This window comes from Sphingomonas sp., from assembly GCF_050725575.1.
Taxonomy (GTDB): Bacteria; Pseudomonadota; Alphaproteobacteria; order Sphingomonadales; family Sphingomonadaceae; genus Sphingomonas.
This window is the reverse complement of sequence record NZ_JBOHHW010000005.1, coordinates 166,429-185,483: the sequence shown is the minus strand read 5'-3', so window position 1 is coordinate 185,483 and position 19,055 is coordinate 166,429. Positions and strand designations below refer to the sequence as shown.

Sequence of the window (19,055 nt, the reverse complement as noted above, 5' to 3'; positions counted from 1 at the left end):
GCGATGCTGGCTGTTTTTTCGTCGGCTGCTCGCTCGTCACGTCGTTTCGACCCCTTGAAAGCTTGAGAAGAGGCTTCCGGCTCGCTCGGCATCGCCGATGACCTGAATGTCAGCGCGCAGGCCCCCACCCTCTCAATAAACTGGCGGATGAGTAACCATTTCTTTCTGGCAAAGAAAACATTATCGCAAATAGCCAAACAAGCCTTTGCGGGCTTCGGCTTCAGGCCGCGATGCCCATTGCGCCCGCCTCGGCCGGCGCCGCGCGCAAGGTCAGGATTGCGTTCGCGCCCCGGCCCTCGCCTTCGCTTTCCAGCCGCAGGGCGCCGTCCATCACGTTCATTGAATTGGCGCACCAGTGCAGCCCGAGCCCGCCCGATTTATGCCCGCGCGTCGAATAGCCGCGCTGGAACAGGGTCGCGCCGGCCTGCGGCTCGAACCCCTCGCCATCGTCGCGGATCGCGACGCGGGTCTGGCCGTCCAGCTCGTCGATCGTCACCGTCACCGTGCCGCTCTGCGTGCCCTTGGCGGCAATCGCTTCGGCTGCATTGGCGAACAGATTGCCGATCACCTGGCTGAGAATCAGGCGATTGGCCATCACATGATGCGGCTGGGCCGGGAAGCCGAACATGATCGACACCTCGCCCGAATAGCGCGCGATGGTCGCATTCTGCGCGACGATATCGGTGACGTTGCATGGTTCCAGGACCGGCCGCTCATGCGCCGCGTGCTGCTGCGCGCCGATGATCTCGAGCACCTGGCTCATCGCCTCGCGGCCATCGTGCAGCTGGGCGCGGCGTTCGTCGCGATCGCGTGTCTCGGCCTCGATCGCGGCGGCGACGAACGCGACCAGCTTCTCGCGGCGCGGCTGCGGCAGATCCTCACGCGCCAGCTCGGCGACAGCGCGGTCGAGCGTTGCGCGGTCGATCGGCGGCGGTTGCGCAATGCCCTTGGAAATGATCGTGCTGATCGGGTTGAGCGCGTTGCGGACATTGTGCATCACCGCGACCGCGCTCTCGGTGCGGCCGAGCGCAAAGCTCTGCACCTCAAGCTGTTCGCGCAAATCCTTCAACTGGCTAAGCATCGAATTGAAGCTGGTGCCGAGCGAGCCGATCTCGTCGCGCCGCCCCTCCTCCTCAAGCAGGCCGAGCGAGCCGGATTGCCGCACCACTTGCATATGGCTTTCGACCCGGTGCAGCGGGCGCAGGACGAGCCGGGTGAAGATCCGTCGCAGCACGAACAGCACGACCACCAGCAACAGTGTCGACCCACCGATCGCCAGCATCAGCATGCGCTGGCCCAGCGTGGTGATGTCGCGCGGCACGCTGAACACGGTGTTCGCCACGGCATGGCCGTTCACGCCGCGCACCGGGACGGAAATCTTCATTGAGGTCGGCGCGGTGGTGATCGTCTCCGCGTCAGAGACATTGGCCATGTCGAGGCGCGCGCCGAGCTGCAGCAGTTCGGCGATCTGCGGTGAGCTGAGCTGTCGCGCCATCAGCACATAGCCGCGCGGCGTGCCGGTGCCATCGCTGCGCCGCACCTGCGCGACGCCGACCGCGGCGACCTCATATCCCAGCCGGGTATAGAAGCTGGCCGAGTTGCCCGTGCCGATCGCCCTGGCGAAGGGCATGCCCCTGATCGCCGCGATCAGACGCGTGCGCATCGCCGGGTCGTCGACGCCGTTCCGCAACCAGCGCGCAATGATGATGCGGCCGTCATTGCCGATATAGGCCATGCCATTGACGTCGAGATTGGTCATCGCCAGCGGCGAGAAGGATTCCCGCTCGAACGTCGCCGAGGGCGCGGCCATGTAGTCATAGCTCGACGTCCAGTCGCCATAATCGCGTACGGCGCTTTCGACCTTGGCGGCATACTCGCTGAGCGCCGCGCGAGTACGGTCGACATGCTGGTCGATCGATCTGGTTTCAAGCTGGTTGAAGCTCGGCGTGATGACGCTCGCGAGCAGCAGGGTCAGCGCGACCGAACCGGCCAGGCCGACACCGGTCAGGATCAGCACCAGCTTTGCGCCCAGCGACGCCGGGCTGCGCAGCGCGCCGATCCGTCCGGTCGCGGCACGAAGGGCAGCCATTATCCGTGTGTCCCGTTACCCAGTTTGGCCAGGCCGCCCTCGTCCGCCTCTCCCGCCATCGCGTCGGCAAGATAACGGCGTTCAGCGATCTCGTTGGCGACCTCCAGCGTGACCGGGCGCGAGAAATAATAGCCTTGCAGATGCGAGCAGCCGGCGACGCGCAATGCCTGGACCTGCGCTTCGGTCTCGACCCCCTCGGCGATCACGCCCAGGCCGAGCGAGCGGCCGAGATGGACGATCGAGCGGACGATCGCGGCGCTCTCGCGCTCACGGCCCATGCCGTCGATGAAGCTGCGGTCGATCTTCAGACAATCCAGCGCGAACTTGCGGATATTGTACAGGCTGGAATAGCCGGTGCCGAAATCGTCAAGCGCGATGCGGAAACCCATCTGGCGCAATTTGTACAGCGTCTCGGCAGCGCGGTCGGCATCGTCGAAGATCGCGGTCTCGGTGATCTCGATCTGCACGCGTTGCGGGTCGATCCCGGCGCGCTGCACATTCTCCATGATCCGGCCGACGAAATTGTGCCGGCGGAACTGGCGCGGCGAGAAATTGACCGAGATATATTGGCCAGGCCAGCCCTGCAGTACGGCGAGCGACTGATCGAGCACCCAATCGCCCAGATCGTGGATCAGATTGCTCTCCTCCGCGATCGGGATGAATACGCCGGGCGAGATCGGACCATGATCCTCAGTGTTCCAGCGCAGCAATGCCTCGAAGCCGACCACCTCAAGCCCTTCGCGCGCGATGATCGGCTGATAGGCGAGGCTCAGCTCGCCCTTCTCGATCGCCTGGGCCAGGCCGCCCTCGATCGCGCGGCGCAGGCGGATATTCTCGTCCATCCCTTCGTCGAACAAGCGCGCGATACCGCGCCCGTCACGCTTGGCGTCGTTGAGCGCAAGGTCGGCGCGGCGCATCAGGTCAGTCGGGTCGCGCGTTTCGGTCGGAGACGAGACGACCACGCCGACCGACGCGCCGCCCTGCACCGAATTGCCCAGCACCTTGAAGGTACCGGAACAGCCGCGCAGGATGCGCTCGCATTCCATCAGCGCGGCCTCCGCGCCGGGGCTGTCGAACAACAGGCCGAATTCATCGCCGCCAAGCCGTGCGACCATGCCGCCGGCCGGCACCGAGTCCTGCAAGATGGTGCATATCGCGCGGATCAGCTCGTCCCCGGCGAGATGGCCGAGCGTGTCGTTGACCAGCTTGAACCGGTCGAGATCGAGCATTGCCACGGCAAAGGTCGCCTTGCTCCGCGCGCGATCGATCAGGGCATGGCGAAAGGCGAGGCGATTGGGCGCTTCAGTCAGCGAGTCGTGATTGGCGATATGGATCGCGCGGCTTTCGTTCGCGGCGAGTTCGTGGCTCTGCTCCTCCAGCTGCACGACCTGTTTGGCAAGCGCATCGCGTGCCTCGCTCAGCTCGCGATCGACTTGCCAGCGATGCGCCAGCGCGGTCGCGGTCTGGGTGACCTCAGCGACCTCGAACGGCTTGGCGATGTAGAAGATCTTGTCCGCCGGCCCGGCCACGCGGCTGATCTCGAGCGGGGAGAAATCGGAATAGCCGGTGACGATGACCAGGTTGATATCGGGGTCGAGCGCGCGGATGCGCTTCGCGGTTTCCTTGCCGTCGATACCCGGCGGCATGCGTACGTCGATAAAGGCGACAGCGTAGCGGTCCCCACTGGCAATCGATGCCTGGACTGCCGCGACACCCTCCAGCCCCTGCATCGCGTGAGTCAGGGTGAAGGTGAGGTCATCCGCAGCGGTGGGGGCGGCATCGTCGTCACCGAACAGCTCGGCGGCCATCGCGTCGAGCGCGCTGGCATCGCGCGACGCCGGCGCGAAGCTGCGCCGATAGCTATCATGCATTGCAGGTTCGTCGTCGACGATCAGAACGCGCACGGGGCACCGCCATTGGTTATCGGCGACAGTGCCGTCGGAATGGCAAACAGAAGGTGCAACTTGATGGTGACCGGGTTCTTGTCGATCTTGTGCGGCCTGTGCCGCGGAACACAGGGCGCTGGCGCGCCGCCCAGCGGGCCGGCGAACATGATCGAGTCGCGTCGTGTCTGGTTGATCATCCGCCCATCCCTTTCGCCGACATCACGGTTGATCCGGCGTAAGCAATCAGGGTTAAGGCGCCGTAAACGCTAGGGTCCGGACCCTAGTCCGGCACAGCCTCCGCCAGGGCGCGGACCCCGAGTTCGACTGCGCCCAGCGGCCCGGCATTGTTGCCAAGCGCGGGCGGCACGACGAAGCTGTCCAGGTCAGCCAGTTCGGCCAGCGCGATATAGCCGCCAAGACTGGCGGCGAGCCGCGCGCGGATCATCGGGAAGAGATGCGGTACGCCGGTCATCACCCCGCCCCCCATTACGATACGGCGCGGAATGCCGGTCAGCACCAGCGTGTTGAGCAATTGTGCGAGCGTGTGTGCGGTCACATCCCAGACGGGATGGCCCTCAGGCAGTTCGGAGGCAGGCGCGCCGGCCCGCGCCGCGATCGCCGGGCCCGAGGCCAGTCCCTCGACGCAATCGCCGTGGAAGCTGCACACGCCCGGCCAGCCATCGCCTGCCATGCGCACGGGACGGACATGGCCGAGTTCGCCCGCGATCGGCACGCCGCCGGCAACCAGCCCGATGCCGACGCCGGTACCGACCGTGATATAGGCAAAGTCCGCCAGCCCCTGTGCCGCGCCCCAGCGCCCCTCGCCCAGCGCGGCGCCGACCACGTCGCTCTGGAAGGCCATCGGCACGCCGGCATGGCGCGCCAGCCGCTGCCCGACATCAGTGTTCGACCAGCCCGGCTTGGTCGTCGCGGTGATGAAGCCATAGTCCGTGGCCGCGCGGTCAAGCGCGACGGGCCCGAAGCTGGCAATGCCGAGCGCCGCGAACCCGGTCCCCGGAACGTTCGACCAGCGCGTCAGCACCGCTTCGATCGCGCCCAGCGTCTCGGCTGGCGTCGTGGTCGGAATGCGCACGCTGTCGCGGATGTCCTCGGGCCCGGTGGCGAGGATGCAGTTGCACTTGGTACCGCCCAGCTCAACGCCAGCGATCAGTGGCGCAGCCGTCATGCAAGCTCCTTCAGCGGCGTCGCGGCGTCGGCGATACGCGACACGTCCGGCGTGGCGCCGGCGAGCACCAGCGCACGGCCCTGCACATAGTCGCGCGTCATGTTGACGCAGTCGAGCGCGATCACCTTGCCCGCACGGAGATAAACCATCGAGAAGCTCCGCGCCGCCGGATCGCCGCGCATCACCACCTGATCAAAGCCGGTCGACAGGCCAACGGTCTGCAGCTTCAGATCATATTGGTTCGACCAGAACCACGGCACCGCCTGATAGGGCTGATCATCGCCCATGATCGCCTTCGCCACCAGCGTCGCCATGTCGTTGGCGTTCTGCACGGATTCGACCCGCATCACCGCGCCGCCGGCAAAGCCATTGGCATGGAGCGCGCAGTCGCCGACCGCGAAGATATCGAGCAGGCTGGTGCGGCAGCGATCGTCGACCGCGACCCCGTTGCCCCCTTCCGCGCCGGCCGCGATCAGCGGTGCGACCTCGGGGATGATGCCGATGCCGACGATCACCATGTCGGCGGGCACGATCTCGCCATCGGCGAGCTGCACGCCGGTCACGCGGTCTTCGCCCAGGATGCAATCGACCATTTCGTTCAACCGCACCTCGACGCCGTGCGCGCGGTGCTCCGCCTCGTAGAAGCGCGACAGCGGCTCGCCCGCGACGCGCGCCAGCACGCGGTCGAGCGCCTCAAGCACAGTGACTTGCTTGCCGAGCTTGGTCAGCACCGCCGCTGCCTCAAGCCCGATATAGCCGCCGCCGATCACCACCACGCGGGTGGTGCTGTCGAGCTCAGTCATCAGCCGGTCGACATCAGCGCGGGTGCGCACCGCATGGACCCCGACCAGATCATGCCCACCACAGCTCAGTCGGCGCGGCGTGCCGCCCGCCGCCCAGATCAGCCGGCCATAGCCGATCGTGCCCGTCGCGGTCGTGACGTTGTGCGCCGCCGGGTCGATCGCCGTCACACGCTGCCCCAGCAGCATGGTGACGTTGCGCTCCTCCCAGAAAGCGGGCGGGCGGATCAGCAGCCGTTCGAACGTCTTTTCGCCGGCGAGATAGTCCTTCGACAAAGGCGGGCGCTCATAGGGCAGTTCGGGCTCATCGCCCACGATGGCAATCGTGCCCTCGAACTTCGCCTGGCGCAGCGCGATCGCGGCCTGTGCCCCGGCATGCCCCGCGCCGACGATCAGAACGTCATACTGCCCCATCAGGCTTTCCCTTCCCTCAAACCCGTCATTCCCTCAACCCAGCCTTTGGGCATGCCAACGGACATGGTCCGCCATGAAGGTCGAGATGAAATAATAGCTATGGTCGTAACCGGGCTGCAGCCGCAGCGTCAGGTCGATCCCGGCCGCATCGCACGCCGCGCGCAGCAGCTCGGGCTTGAGCTGTTCGGCCAGGAACTGGTCGGCATCGCCCTGATCGACCAGCAGGTCGGGCACGCGGGCGCCGTCCGCGATCAGCGCGCAGGCATCATAGCTGCGCCACGCCAACCGGTCGTCGCCGAGATAGCCGCCCAGCGCCTTCTCGCCCCAGGGACAATCGAGCGGCGACACGATCGGCGCGAAGGCCGAGATGCTTTTGAACCGCCCCGCATTGCGCAGGCCGATGGTCAGTGCGCCGTGCCCGCCCATCGAATGGCCGGTGATCCCCTGCCGAGCCATATCGACGGGAAACTCGGCCGCGATCAGCGCGGGTAGTTCGTCCTCGATATAGGAGCGCATCCGGAAATGCGGCGCCCAGGGCTCCTCGGTCGCGTCGACATAAAAGCCGGCGCCCTGGCCGAAATCATAGGCCGCGTCATCGGCCACGCCCTCTCCGCGCGGCGAGGTGTCGGGTGCGATGAAGATGATCCCGGCCTCGGCACAGGCGCGGCGATACTCGCCCTTGTCGGTGACATTGGCATGGGTGCAGGTCAGGCCGGAGAGATACCAGAGCACCGGCAGCGTGGCGCCGGCCTCATGGTCGGGCACGAACACCGAGAAGGTCATATCGGTACCGGTCGCGGCGGACGAATGGCGATAGACGCCCTGGACGCCGCCGAACGCCTTGTTGGCCGATATCGTCTGAAGGTCCGACATGCTTCTCCTACCCAGTCTGCGTTTGGTTTTTGCGAAATCCGAGCTGGCGGAGCCCTGACACTTTCGGCGGGTGGAGTGCAATCCCAACTCGTGCGGAACCGGGCGGAAAAATCGCGCTGCGGCGTTCGATATTCCCGCGGCTACGGGAATTGCTGCGGGAAAATGCTTTTTTGAGGGTGCTGCGGGAATCTGCGGGAATTTCTGCGGGAATTTTGTTGGAGCTGAACGGGAATTTTACGGCACGCTTGCGGGAATTTCGGGACATGGCGGGGGCTGGAATCATGATCGGCTCAATTCAGGAGTTTGCGTGATTTCAGGTCTGCGAAGTTCAATTGTTGCGTCGGATGGATCTTCGCCCGGGATGTGAAAAGTCCGTGCGACGAGAGTTGGTATGACAGGTTCGGGCGCGATGTGAATCGATCCGATTGAGGGCAGTGCCGGAGGGTTGAGCGGGGCGCTCAGGGGGAGATATGGGACACCGCTTTTGTGCCATATCTCTGGTGTGATGGGCGCGACGATTCGCAATATATCTGTGCAAATTCAATGAAATACCTGATATATTCGACAACCTCTGACGGGAGATGGTGCTGCCGCGCGCTAATTTCCGCTACTGGCCGTTAACAGCCTGGCAGGCACCGCACCGCCGGTGGCCCAAAGCGGATTTTCGTGATCAGAACCGCGGACCGACCGCTCTCGCCCCAACGCGTGAACAGTCAAATCTTGATCGTGAACTTACCCCTGGCGCTCGATGGCGCTTCAAAGGGCTCGGTTCGGACCAGGAAAGCACGGCCAATCCCCGAAACCTCCAGGTCACGGAAATAGGAATCCTTCAACATCACGACGCTCATGCCGGCACCGACGGACCGCACAGTCACCGCTCCAGGGGGCAATGTTAATTTGCCAAGATCGGCATCCTCAACCGGGAACGGCGTCTGGGCAGTGACATTCCAATCATAGACGTCGTAGATCTGAACGCACCAGTGTAAGATCTCGACCTCAAAGACATCGTCCCCGCCGCCAATAATGGGGATCCCGCCCTCATGCTTGATGAAAGTTGCCTGCACCCAGGCCGCGCTGTGGATGTTGAACATTCCAACGGCCGTGAACAGGTCGGGTGTATCGATCGCTGACGCCCGAATGCCGTCGCGCCACTGGATGAACCGGACCGGCCCCTTGGCGCCAGGCGTCAACGCCGGAGGAAGCAAGGTCCCCTGCGAGTGGGACTTGTTCTTTAGTCGATCACGGCACCCTGACTCGAATTTGTTCCTGACCGTCCCAGCCAGGAAGCTCGGTACGCCGCTGTCCGCCTTTTTGAACGGCGCGTTGCTCATGACGACCGTGGATGCGCTGCCATCGAGCCAGTGCTGCAAATGAGCGGCGGACATCGGACGTTGCGCATTTGCCCCCGCGATCGCCTTGATGATGTCGTTCTGACGCTGGATCGCCTCGTTGGGCGTAAGGACGGTGCCGCCCGTCTCATGCTTGCGAGTCGGCGGATCGCCGAAAAACTGGCCGGTCGGACATGTAGCCATGAGAGCCGGATGCTGGGCGAAGCCCGGCATGTTGTCAGCCGGAGGAAAGGCAAATGGGCCAGGCATCGGCAATTCCGGCAAGGTCCGTTTCTGGCCGACGCTGCCGGCGGAGCTTCCGCCATCGCCGCCGTTCGTCCCGGCATCGAAGCTCGCAAGCTGGAGCATCGGCTTGGTTGCATCGACGGTCGCCCGCGCCGTTGATGGGTCCACGCCCTGCGTGGCCTTGGTGAAGGCCGACCCCTCGTAAGAATATCCAGCGTCAAGCGGAGCGCCACCGCCGCTACTACCTCCATCTCCCCATTCAATGGGAACGTCACCCGAGCCGCCGCCCGGATCTTCGCTGGTCGCTCCGCCTCCGCCGCCCGATCCGCTTCCACTGGCCCCTGCCGGTGGCGGCAATTGACGGTCGTCCATGTTTTTGCCGTGATTGATCTTCGCGCCCTCGCCGGAAATGCCGGCGACCGAGGACGAGCCTCCGCCACCTCCGCCGACGACGGATTTGACGATGTCGGCGGCGATTTGGCCCATCGCCACAGCCTTCTGGGCTTCGGTTCGCATGTTAGCGCTTGCAATCTGCCCGGCGTCTGTGGCCGCGGCGAGCGTCCCTTCCATGCCAGCGCGCACCAGCCCCTGTGTTCCTGCGGTTCCGCTCATGTCGCGGAAGGCGGCCCCGTTGGTCACCGCGTCGAGAACCGCGCCAACCCCTGTTGGCGTCGGCAGCGACGTCGGGTTGACTATGTTAAGGACAGGTTGGCCGAGATTCCCAGTTTTAATGTCCTCCGATTGCGCCCTTGAACCGGTGCCCACCGGCGCAATTTCGGTCGGCTGCAACGGGATCGGCGAATCCTGCCAATTCCAGAACCTCGTGATATCGAGCTTCTCGGCCGAGTTAGACCGCCCAAGCACGGCTTCCGCGAAAACGCCTTCGGTTGGGATGGGAACGAGCCGCGGATCGCTCTCCTTAAAATCGATGCCTCGGCTTTCGAGCAATTGACCCCAGGTCATTCCGTCGCCACCATCGCTGACGCCGGACTCCTCATTGAGCTCGATCGGTGCTCGAAGGATAAGGAAGTTTCCAGCGACCCCCACAGGGCGCGGCTCAACTTGGTCTGCAAGCGGGCGGCCGTTCCAGTCATATTGCGAGAGCAGCGAAACGATCGAAGAGGAATCGAGCGAACGCAGAATGCGCTCATTGTAATGCGCCCGGTTTGCTTTCAGATGTGCAAGCAACTCGCGCTGGCGATCGGCTTCGTCCGTGCTCAGCGTAACGACCGCCTGGGGCGCCAGGCCGGCGGCAAGATCGATCGGGATAGATGGCGTGCTGAAGCGCCTTCCGAGATATTGGCACTCTAGTGTCAGATATCCCGACGCGGTGGCCTCGCCCGATTTGGCGACAAAGATTTGTGCGAGTTCGACCAGCGGGATCGGCTGCGGAAGGTCGAGACGGGCACTGTCGCTCGGAACGTCAAAGGTTTGGTCCTCGGCATCGGCCCCAATGCGGTCGAGTTGGACACGCCGGGCTGAAATACCGCTGAAGCTGAGGCCGAGGAGTTGAGTGTCGTCGGGTAGGTGAAGGGAATCGGACCCCGACCGCAGAAGCGGCCGCGCCACATAGCGCGACACCGACGCAATCTCGGCCGCGTCCCAAACGCGCGCCAGCGCGGCCGCCGGAATCGACGGCGCCGCCGCAGTCGTCATCGAGGCGAGCGGCCCTGGTTTCAGCACGGCGGCAAGGCCTGTTACAGGCTGTGCCGTGGCACTCACCGCCGACTCCCGGATCAGTCCGGCCGCCGCGACCATGCGCATGAGGTCCGGCCGAAATTGGGCCACCCGCACCGGGACCTTGGGTGTCAGGGTCACAGCTGTCGCGGTGTCGAGCAGAAGCTCGCGTGCGCGCCGGGTCAGCGCGCCGATAACCAAAGCCCCGCGATATTTCTCGACATAGTCCATTGCATCGGCGGCGCCGAAGTCGATCGGGTCGACTGGGATAAACAGGCACCGCTCGGCGCGGTGGATCTTAGTCGACAGGCGATAGACCTGGACGACCTCATAATATTGCACGGTCAGTGCGTGCATATGATTGTAATTGGCAACAATGCGAGTGCTGACCTGCTCATGCTCCGACTGGGAAACTTCGCGCACCGCCGATGCTCGCCGGTTACGCACCGAGCTTGCATGCTGCTCGGTCCGGTCGTTGACTGACTGCGCCATGTTCGCTGTGACTGACCGGTTGCCAAGCGACCAAGAACTAGTCTGTGCCGACGCCTGCGTGCTTGCTGATTCCGTCGTTCCTGAAACGTCGGCGCTCGCCCAGAGGCTCGGAATCAGCCCGGTCCCGACCGCGGCCTGGCCCGAACTGCTCGACGAATTGGACTGACTGCTGCTCGCCGATCCGCCCTGTTGGAACTCATTGGCAACGGCGCTTTGCACTTCGCTGAGCGCGCGCGTGTGATTGGTCGAATTGTCGAGATCTTCCGTTTCCGTCGTCGTCTCGGTGACGGAAGCGCGCGTGCGCCTGGACCAGTCGATGACTGCAATACGTGTCGCCTCGCCCGGCGCGAGCGCCAGCGAATGAAGCATGTGCCCAAGCGTGATGCCTTGCGCGTACCAGGATTGCGAAACGGTGAGCTGTGCGCCAATCGCAGGCTTGCTAAAACCGGTGGCGCTGCTGAGCGTGGCCTTCAGCGAAACCGGACCGTCGAGCGTGTCGCGCTCGCCGTCGAACTGCATCTGGAGCATAACCAAAGTGGAATAATAGACGCGCTCGGTCGGATAATCGCCGAACCGTGGCCGTAAGGTTTCGGTTTGAAGCTCGTCGAGGTCGATGGTTGCGCCGGCGGACTCGCCGAACATCCGGCGCGCCGCCTGGTGGGGCGGCCAGAGGGAGAATTCGCGAATGGTCTCGACACCAAGCGCGGGCTTGAGCGCCAACACCTGGGCGGCGTCCAGCGCGCCAAGCGTTTCCAGCGGCAGAGCCCCCACCGCTGCGAGCGATTCGTAAACCGTGCCCGGCTTCAGCCACTCGCCCGGCAGGAGGTTAAATCGTGCCGTGGGCGATCCTAGCCTGCCGGCATTGCTGGCCTCGCGCGCAATTTCGAAGATCGACGAAGCACCAAGATCAAAAACGGTTGCGATGCCGATGGCCCCAAGCGCCGCGGCGGCGGCGTCGTTGACACCAAGCAAAATGGAGACGGGACTGTTCAGCAGATCGGAAAGCTCGATCGCTTCGCTGCTTGTCTTCACCAGGTCGGAGAAATGCATAGGTCCCTCCCTCTCACTGACTTGGCTGAGTTTCGGTAGAACTCATCCCAGGGCTGGCCCATAAGTCACGCCGCAGGAAGACTCAGCACCTTCACTTTAAATATTGGGCAGGAACAATAACAGAATTACCCCTTCTCAAACAGCCCTGACGTTCGCGATCGCGCCGCGTGACCGGGTATTTCTGTTTCGGTGACACGTTCAACAATCTCCTTTTAAGCTTGGCCTCCAAAGTAAGGGGGGTGTTGCACGTGTCACCGTGATTCCTGCCTATGTGACGGCCTGAGCCCAATCATGGACATTCCGTGATCCAGCGGTAAGCTCGAAAAGCCGCTCTTCCAACGGAGTTGATGAACTCTGCTGTGGGCGCCAATGCTTGGAGGTCTCGTGGCAGATATTTTTCCCTATGGCACTGTCCATGAGGCAGGTGACGACCTTCAGGCAGCAATTCGATCGGATCCCAAAATCCTTGCGCTGTGGGAACGCCTGACGCCGCTGGGGCGGAATGAATTCATCTGCTGGGTCGATGACGCGAAGCAGCCGACGACGCGCGAACGTCGCATCGAGCGGACCTGTGAGGAACTGTCGGAGGGGAAGAAGCGGCCTTGCTGCTGGGTGGGTTGCATTCACCGCACCGACAAGGCGCCAAGCCGATGGCAACAGGCCGTCCTGATCGACAAGGAAAAGAAGGATCCATGACCGGCCCATGAGCGGATGCTGCTGTCTGGACGGCCCAAGATAGCTATCGGATCGCTTTCACCTTGTGCATGTTTTCGAAATTCAATCGCTGACGCTGCCCACGCCCGCGGGCCGGTGCTGAACAGCTAGTCGTGCAACGGACCGATCTCGTCATCGCGGCCGGCGACGAACCCGTCGCCAGCTCACGCGATTCCTATTTCGGCATCCCGCTCAGCCCGCTCGCCTTGCGCAGCGCGGTTCCGTCGAGCCGGTAGCCGTCGAGGAACACCGTCTCGACATGGCGCAGATTGGTGATGTCCTTCGAGACATCGCCGTCCACCAGGATGATGTCCGCCTCCTTGCCTTTCGCGATCGATCCGGTGCGGTCGTCCATGCCGGTCATCCGCGCCGGGATGATCGTTGCCGTCTGCAGCGCCTCCGCATTGGTCAGGCCCGCTTGCTGATAGAGTTCGAGTTCGCGGACCAGTTCCAGGCCATAGCCGTCAGTGCCGGCGACGATGCGCACGCCCGCCTTGTGCAGCCGGCCGACCAGGCCGACCATCTTGGCGAAGCTCTTGCGGAAATCGTCGCGCGTCAGGCCGCCGAACAGGGGATAGCCGCCGACCTTCCACCCGCGCACGACCGAGGGCGGGGCGACGTCCGCGAAGGGCGCATATTCGGGGGACAGCGCGGTGCCGTCCGACGTCATCTGCGGTTCCCACACGGTGAGCGTCGGATCGACGATGGTGCGCCGCTTCGCGAGCTCCGCATAGAAACTCTTCATGGCGGGGGAATCGAGGTCGACATCCTTGCCGTACTTCGCCGGCCCTTCGAGCCGCGCGGCGGTGTTGGCCTTGTCGACCACCTCCTGCGGCATCGCCTGCATCATGATGAAATTGATGTGCGTGATCTCATCATAGCCGGCGCGGACCGCCTCGATCGGGCGCATGCCGGCGGGGATATGGCCGTGCACGTGCAGGCCGAGCTTGTGGGCCTCGGCCGCGCCCGGGGCGATCCAGGCCGGCGTCATCGAGGTGTAGAATTTGACGCCCCACAGACCCGCCGCCTTGACCTTGTCGACCGCGGCCACCGTTTCCGCCGCCGACGAGACGGTGAGCGCACCCTGTGCGGCCAGCGGATCCTTGCGATCGATGATCACCGAAATCTTGCCGTCCGGCGCCAGCAGGTCGCCGGCGGCGCGGCGCTTGTAGATGCTCAGCGCTTCATCGATCATCGAGCCGGGGCTGCGATAATTGGTCATGCCGGTGGCGACATTCTGCAGCAGGTTCCAGTCGTCCCCGACATGCTGATGCGAATCCCACAGGCCGGGCACGAGCGTCTTGCCGCGCCCGTCGATCAGGGTGGCGCCCGCCGGCGCCTTGATCGATCCGGCAGCGCCCGTGGCGGCGACCTTGCCGTCCGCGATCAGCACCGCGCGGTTGGGCAGATAGCGGCCGGCGACCGAATCGAACATCAGCACATTGTCGACCAGAGTCGCGGTGCGGTTTGCGGGCGTCAGGAAGCGGTGGGCGACATCGCGGACCATCGCCGCGGTCGCCTTGTCCTGGATATCCTTCAGCCTGGGCCCTTCGGCTTCATAGCCCGCGGGCAGCAGCGCGATGCCGCCGGCATTGCCGAAGAAACGGTTGTCGCCGTCAAGCCAGACTGGCGACGGTGCGAAGCCGGTGCCGGTGACGAAGGCGAGCCTGACGGTCTTCTTGCCGTTCGGGCCAGTGATCTCCACCGTGTCGCCAAGAGCGATGCTGGCATGGCCGGTCGGCAGCAGGTCGACGCCCTTGTCGCCGGCGGCGACCAGCGCATCGACATCCAGTTCGCCGGCAAGCCAGGGACCGCCATAGGGGTTGTAGCGCTTCGCGCCGAACGGGGCCGAGCCGGAGTCGACGACCGTCTTCCAATGCGCGACGCCGCCCGAGTCGACGCTGAAATCCTCGGTCGCCTCGCCCGAATCGGTATAGCCGCGGATGGCGATCGCGGACGGGCGTCGGTCCGGGCCAAGCGTCACCAGCTCATCGGTTTCGGTGACCCAGCCGCGCAGCGACATCGACATGCGATAGGCGACGCGGCCGTCGGGCATTTTCCACGACCAGATGTCGCCATGCTTTCCGGCGGTCGAGCTGATCGTGTAATGCCGCGCATCCGCGGGCGGCTTCATCAGTTGTTCTTTGGTGGTCGATGCACCGGCGATTGACGCGGTGGCGGCAAGCAAGGTCGCAAACATGGTTCGATACATGGTGATCACCCCCGGGAGGAATGGTGCGAGAGTGGCAAGCCGGGTGCGTCGACGCAAGGCCGATTGGCCGGCGGCGGTTGACGGCGCGCGACCCGCTCAGCCGCAGGCGCCCGCGCGCGCCAGCAGGAAGGCACGTTCCGCCGCATTGCGGCTGAGCCCGGCCGCGGCCTCGAATTCGGCGCGCGCCTCGGCCGGCCGACCGGCGCGGAGCAGGAAGTCGCCGCGCGCCGCCGGCAAGGGCACATAGTCGCGCAAGGCATCGGCGTCAGCGATCGCGTCGATCAGCGTCAGGCCGGCTTCGGGCCCGAACGCCATGCTGTGCGCGACCGCGCGGTTGAGCTCGACCACCGGCGAGGGCATCACCGCGCGCAGCCGGTCGTAGAGCGCGGCGATGCGCGGCCAGTCAGTCTCGTCCGCCGTTCGCGCGCGGGCATGGCAGGCGGCGAGCGCCGCTTGCAGCACATAGGGCCCATGGTCGCCGGAAGCCCGGGCGAGCGTTTCGGCGCGGGCCAGCGCGTCAAGCCCGCGGCGGATCAGCAGCTGATCCCAGCGGGCGCGGTTCTGTTCGGTCAGCGGCACGGCGGCGCCGTCCGGCGCGGTGCGGGCCGGGAGGCGCGATGCCTGGATTTCCATCAGCGCGAGCAGGCCGAACACGTCCGGATCCTCCGGCATCAGCCCGGCCAGCATGCGGCCCAGCCGCTGCGCCTCCAGGCACAAGGCGGGGCGGACCAGATCGTCGCCCGCGGTGGCGGTGTAGCCTTCGTTGAAGATCAGGTAGATCACCTCCAGCACCGAGGCGAGCCGCGCCGCGCGATCGGGACCGCGCGGCACCTCGAAACTCAGCCCGGCCGTGCCGATCGCCTTTTTCGCGCGGACGATGCGCTGGGCGATGGTCGCCTCGCCCGACAGAAAGGCACGGGCGATCTCGTCCGTGGTCAGGCCGCCGACCACCCGCAGGGTGAGCGCCGCGCGGGCGTCGGGCGACAATATCGGATGGCAGGCAGTGAAGATGAGGCCGAGCAGCTCATCGCCAAGGTCATCGCCAATCGCCGCGCTCTCCTCCGCCGTTGCGCCGCCCTCCCCGTCCAGCTCGCGCGCGATCTCCTCATGCTTGCGCTCACGCATCTTGTCGCGCCGCGCCAGGTCGATCGCGCGGCGCTTGGCGGCGGTGGTCAGCCAGGCGCCGGGATTGGCCGGAATGCCGGTCCGGGGCCATTCGGACAGGGCAATGACCAAGGCGTCCTGCGCCATTTCCTCGGCCCGATCGACGTTACCGGTGAAGCGGGCCAGGCCCGCGATGAGCCTGGCCCGTTCAATGCGGAACACCGCCTCGATCGCCTGATGCGTCTCGCCCGTCGCCATGTCGCCTTGTCAGGCAAAGCCATGAGCGAGGCAAGCAGGCCATAGCGGCGCGGCGCCTTTATCGGCCGGCCGATCATCAGCCAGTTGGGGCGGCGGCGAACACCGCCCGCTGATCGGCAAAGGCGCGCCGATAGGCGGGGCGGGCCGTGCCGCGCGCGACATAGGCGGTGAGATTGGGATATTCCGCCACCAGGCCCGTCCCATCCAGCCGGCGCAGCACCATCACCATCAGCAAGTCACCGGCGCTGAACCCGCCATCGAGCCAGTCGGCATCGCCAAGGCGAGCGGACAGGTCGTTCAGCCGGTTGCGGACGCGATCCTCAAGCAACGGCATGCGTTCGGCATACCAGCTCCTGTCACCCTCCAGATAAGGCGCCTGTTCGAGGTCGACGATCGGCGGCTCCACCGTATTGAGCGCGGCGAACATCCAGGTGATCGCCCGCGCCCGGGCATTGCCAGCGTCCGGGGCAGCGTCAGGCAACAGCCCGGCATGGCGATCCGCGATATGGAGGATGATCGCGCCGGATTCGAACAAGGCGAGATCGCCGTCCTCATAGGTCGGGATCTGCCCGAAGGGATGCAGCGCGCAATGCGCGGGTTGCTTCATCCCGGCGAACGACACGAGACGAACCGCGTAGCGCTGCCCCACCTCTTCGAGCGCCCAGCGCACCCGCATGTCGCGCGCGAGCCCCTGGCCGCCATCGGGGGAGCATTCAAAGGCGGTGATGGTGACGGTCATTGCCCAGCTCCGGGCCAAGCTCCGGGCCAAGCTCCGGGCAAGGCTCCGGGTGGCGGCACCATGCGCTCGCAAAGCAGCCGGCGGCTCATTGCAGGTCGGCCAGTTCGTACAGCGGCCGGATTTCGATCTCGCTTGGCCCGAGCATGGGATTGGGGCAGCACTTCACCCAGGCGACCGCTTCGTCCATGTCCTTGACCTCCCACAGCCAGAAGCCGGCGACCAGCTCGCGGGTTTCGGCGAACGGCCCGTCGACGACGGTGCGGCCGGGACCGGCGAACGCGACGCGCTTGCCCTCCGACGAGGGTTTTAGGCCGTCGCCGGCGAGCATGATACCGGCCTTGACCAGCTCCTCATTGAAACTGCCCATCGCCTCCATCATCGCGGTCGTCTCGGGCGTGGGGAAAAAGCCCTGTTCGCTGTCTTCGGTCGCCTTCACCAGCACCATCACACGCATTGCCTGTCTCCTTTGTTTGCGCCGGCCCGATCGGCCTGACATCGAAACGACGAACGAGATGTCCGGGAATCGACATCGCCGGCGCAAATTTTTTTCGACGGTCGAGGCGCGGGCCGCGGCTGGCCGTGAAAAATCGCGCCATGAGAGCCGGTATGACAGCGTGCGGGCGCGATGTGAATCGGTCCGTCTGGGGGTGGGCAATGCCGGAGGGTTTGGGGAGGCGGTCGGGGGGAGATATGGGACACCCGTTGTGCCGAATCTTGGGCGCCGGGCGCGCGCGCCATGAGAGCGGGCATGACAGCGCGCGGGAGTGATGTGCGTCGGTCCGTTCAGGGGTCATTGCCGGAGGATTTGGGGGGCGGTCCGGGGAGATATGGGACACCCATTGTGCCGAATCCCGGGCGCCGCGCGAGCGCGCAGTTTTTCAAAAATATCAATTATTATTCAATGATATATCCGGAATACTTGGCAATTCCATCCTGACTCGGGCGCGGGCATCATCGAGCCCGGAACGCGTTACGACGTCCAAAGCCTTTGCGCTTCCTCCGCGAGCAGATCGGGCCGCTCCTCCGGCCAGAACAGCTTTCCGCCTTCCACGCGGCGAACGCCGCGCGATTGCGGCAAGGTCCGGTCGAGCCAGTCGGCCCAGATGACCGGGAACAGCGGGTCAGCGGTGCCCCAGAGCATGCGCGTCGACACCCGAGAACGGCGCAGCGCCGGTTCGATGGCGAGGAGCGGGTTCGGTTCGAACGCGGCGAGGTGCCGATTGAGCTGCGCCCGCCGCTGTGGTGTCGAGACGAGCGGCGCGAGATAATAGTCGATCGCGTCGTCGCTGAAATTGGCGGGATCGACATAGGCGGAACCGCCGATACCGCTCGACGAGCGGGCATAGGCGCGGTCGGCAAGATGGCGCGCCAGCTTCTGATCATAGGTGCCGGCCCGCGCCGCGGCGATCGAGTTGCGCATCTGCGGCGGCGGGCTGTTCTCGTGAACATCGCAGTTGGTGAGAAGCATGGTGCGGACCCGGCCCGGATGCCGCACCATGAAGAGCTGGGCGATCGTGCCGCCGCTGTCGTTCGCGACAAGGTCCACATCGCGGATCGAGAGCGCGTCGAGAAACGCGGCGAGCATGTCCGCTTGCGCCTGGGGAGAAAGATCCTGCTGCTCGGACACTTCGGTGTAGCCCAGCCCCATAAAGTCCGGCGCGAGGCAGCGCCGGTCCCGCGACAGGCGCTCAAGCGATCCGCGCCACTGAAAACCGTTCAACGGAAAGCCATGGAGGAAAAGCGCCGCCGGCCCCTTCCCGCGCTCCACAGAGGCGATCCGCCCGAACGACGTATCGACCAGACGCCGCGATGCATGGAAGGCGGCGGCGTCCAGCCGCACCGGGGCCTCCTCATCGCTGCGCAGCGTCCGGCACGCCGACAAAGCCCCGGCGCCGGCGCCAACACCGGCAAGGATGGCGGAAGACCGCAAGAAGTCCCTTCGGTTCATCTCGAATCTCGTTGTGACGGCGCCGCTTTGCCACGATCC

Annotated in this window: 13 protein-coding genes; 1 reads left to right on the top strand and 12 read right to left on the bottom strand. The window is 65.2% G+C overall.

Going from position 1 to position 19,055, the window contains the following annotated elements:
- Positions 1 to 220: 220 nt before the first annotated feature.
- The 7 genes from ACRECS_RS05800 to ACRECS_RS05770 form a co-directional block, all read right to left on the bottom strand.
- Positions 221 to 2,089 (bottom strand): CHASE4 domain-containing protein, encoded by a 1,869-nt coding sequence (locus tag ACRECS_RS05800; RefSeq protein ID WP_431582005.1) that lies wholly within the window; start codon positions 2,087 to 2,089, stop codon positions 221 to 223.
- Positions 2,089 to 3,993 carry a putative bifunctional diguanylate cyclase/phosphodiesterase gene (locus ACRECS_RS05795; RefSeq protein ID WP_431582004.1) on the bottom strand — a complete coding sequence of 635 codons (1,905 nt, stop codon included), beginning with the start codon at positions 3,991 to 3,993 and terminating at the stop codon, positions 2,089 to 2,091. Before ACRECS_RS05795 ends, ACRECS_RS05800 begins: the two co-directional genes overlap by 1 nt.
- Positions 3,981 to 4,172 carry a hypothetical protein gene (locus ACRECS_RS05790; RefSeq protein WP_431582003.1) on the bottom strand — a complete coding sequence of 64 codons (192 nt, stop codon included), beginning with the start codon at positions 4,170 to 4,172 and terminating at the stop codon, positions 3,981 to 3,983. Before ACRECS_RS05790 ends, ACRECS_RS05795 begins: the two co-directional genes overlap by 13 nt.
- Before the next feature lie 83 nt (positions 4,173 to 4,255).
- Positions 4,256 to 5,161 (bottom strand): ROK family protein, encoded by a 906-nt coding sequence (locus ACRECS_RS05785; RefSeq protein ID WP_431582002.1) that lies wholly within the window; start codon positions 5,159 to 5,161, stop codon positions 4,256 to 4,258.
- Positions 5,158 to 6,375 carry an NAD(P)/FAD-dependent oxidoreductase gene (locus tag ACRECS_RS05780; RefSeq protein ID WP_431582001.1) on the bottom strand — a complete coding sequence of 406 codons (1,218 nt, stop codon included), beginning with the start codon at positions 6,373 to 6,375 and terminating at the stop codon, positions 5,158 to 5,160. Before ACRECS_RS05780 ends, ACRECS_RS05785 begins: the two co-directional genes overlap by 4 nt.
- Positions 6,376 to 6,408: 33 nt before the next feature.
- The gene (fghA, locus tag ACRECS_RS05775; protein ID WP_431582000.1) at positions 6,409 to 7,248 is read right to left on the bottom strand and encodes an S-formylglutathione hydrolase; all 840 of its coding nucleotides are present in this window, start codon (positions 7,246 to 7,248) and stop codon (positions 6,409 to 6,411) included.
- Between the two features lie 713 nt (positions 7,249 to 7,961).
- Positions 7,962 to 12,041, bottom strand: coding sequence for a hypothetical protein (locus ACRECS_RS05770; RefSeq protein WP_431581999.1), 4,080 nt, complete (start codon positions 12,039 to 12,041; stop codon positions 7,962 to 7,964).
- 384 nt (positions 12,042 to 12,425) lie between these two features.
- On the opposite strand from ACRECS_RS05770, the gene ACRECS_RS05765 reads away from it, so the two are divergent.
- Positions 12,426 to 12,737 carry a YdeI/OmpD-associated family protein gene (locus tag ACRECS_RS05765; protein WP_431581998.1) on the top strand — a complete coding sequence of 104 codons (312 nt, stop codon included), beginning with the start codon at positions 12,426 to 12,428 and terminating at the stop codon, positions 12,735 to 12,737.
- Positions 12,738 to 12,930: 193 nt separating this feature from the next.
- Here ACRECS_RS05765 and ACRECS_RS05760 read toward each other — a convergent pair whose 3' ends face one another.
- The 5 genes from ACRECS_RS05760 to ACRECS_RS05740 all read right to left on the bottom strand — a co-directional run bounded on the left by ACRECS_RS05760 (position 12,931) and on the right by ACRECS_RS05740 (position 19,016).
- Complete coding sequence (locus ACRECS_RS05760; protein WP_431581997.1) at positions 12,931 to 14,967, bottom strand: amidohydrolase family protein; 2,037 nt, start codon at positions 14,965 to 14,967, stop codon at positions 12,931 to 12,933.
- 96 nt (positions 14,968 to 15,063) lie between these two features.
- Positions 15,064 to 16,329 carry an RNA polymerase sigma factor gene (locus ACRECS_RS05755; RefSeq protein ID WP_431581996.1) on the bottom strand — a complete coding sequence of 422 codons (1,266 nt, stop codon included), beginning with the start codon at positions 16,327 to 16,329 and terminating at the stop codon, positions 15,064 to 15,066.
- A 76-nt stretch (positions 16,330 to 16,405) separates the two neighbouring features.
- Positions 16,406 to 17,068, bottom strand: coding sequence for a glutathione S-transferase family protein (locus tag ACRECS_RS05750; RefSeq protein WP_431581995.1), 663 nt, complete (start codon positions 17,066 to 17,068; stop codon positions 16,406 to 16,408).
- A gap of 85 nt (positions 17,069 to 17,153) precedes the next feature.
- A complete protein-coding gene (locus ACRECS_RS05745; RefSeq protein ID WP_431581994.1) occupies positions 17,154 to 17,522 on the bottom strand; it encodes a YciI family protein in 369 nt (122 codons plus the stop codon).
- 516 nt (positions 17,523 to 18,038) lie between these two features.
- Positions 18,039 to 19,016 carry an alpha/beta fold hydrolase gene (locus tag ACRECS_RS05740; protein WP_431581993.1) on the bottom strand — a complete coding sequence of 326 codons (978 nt, stop codon included), beginning with the start codon at positions 19,014 to 19,016 and terminating at the stop codon, positions 18,039 to 18,041.
- Between the last annotated feature and the right edge of the window lie 39 nt (positions 19,017 to 19,055).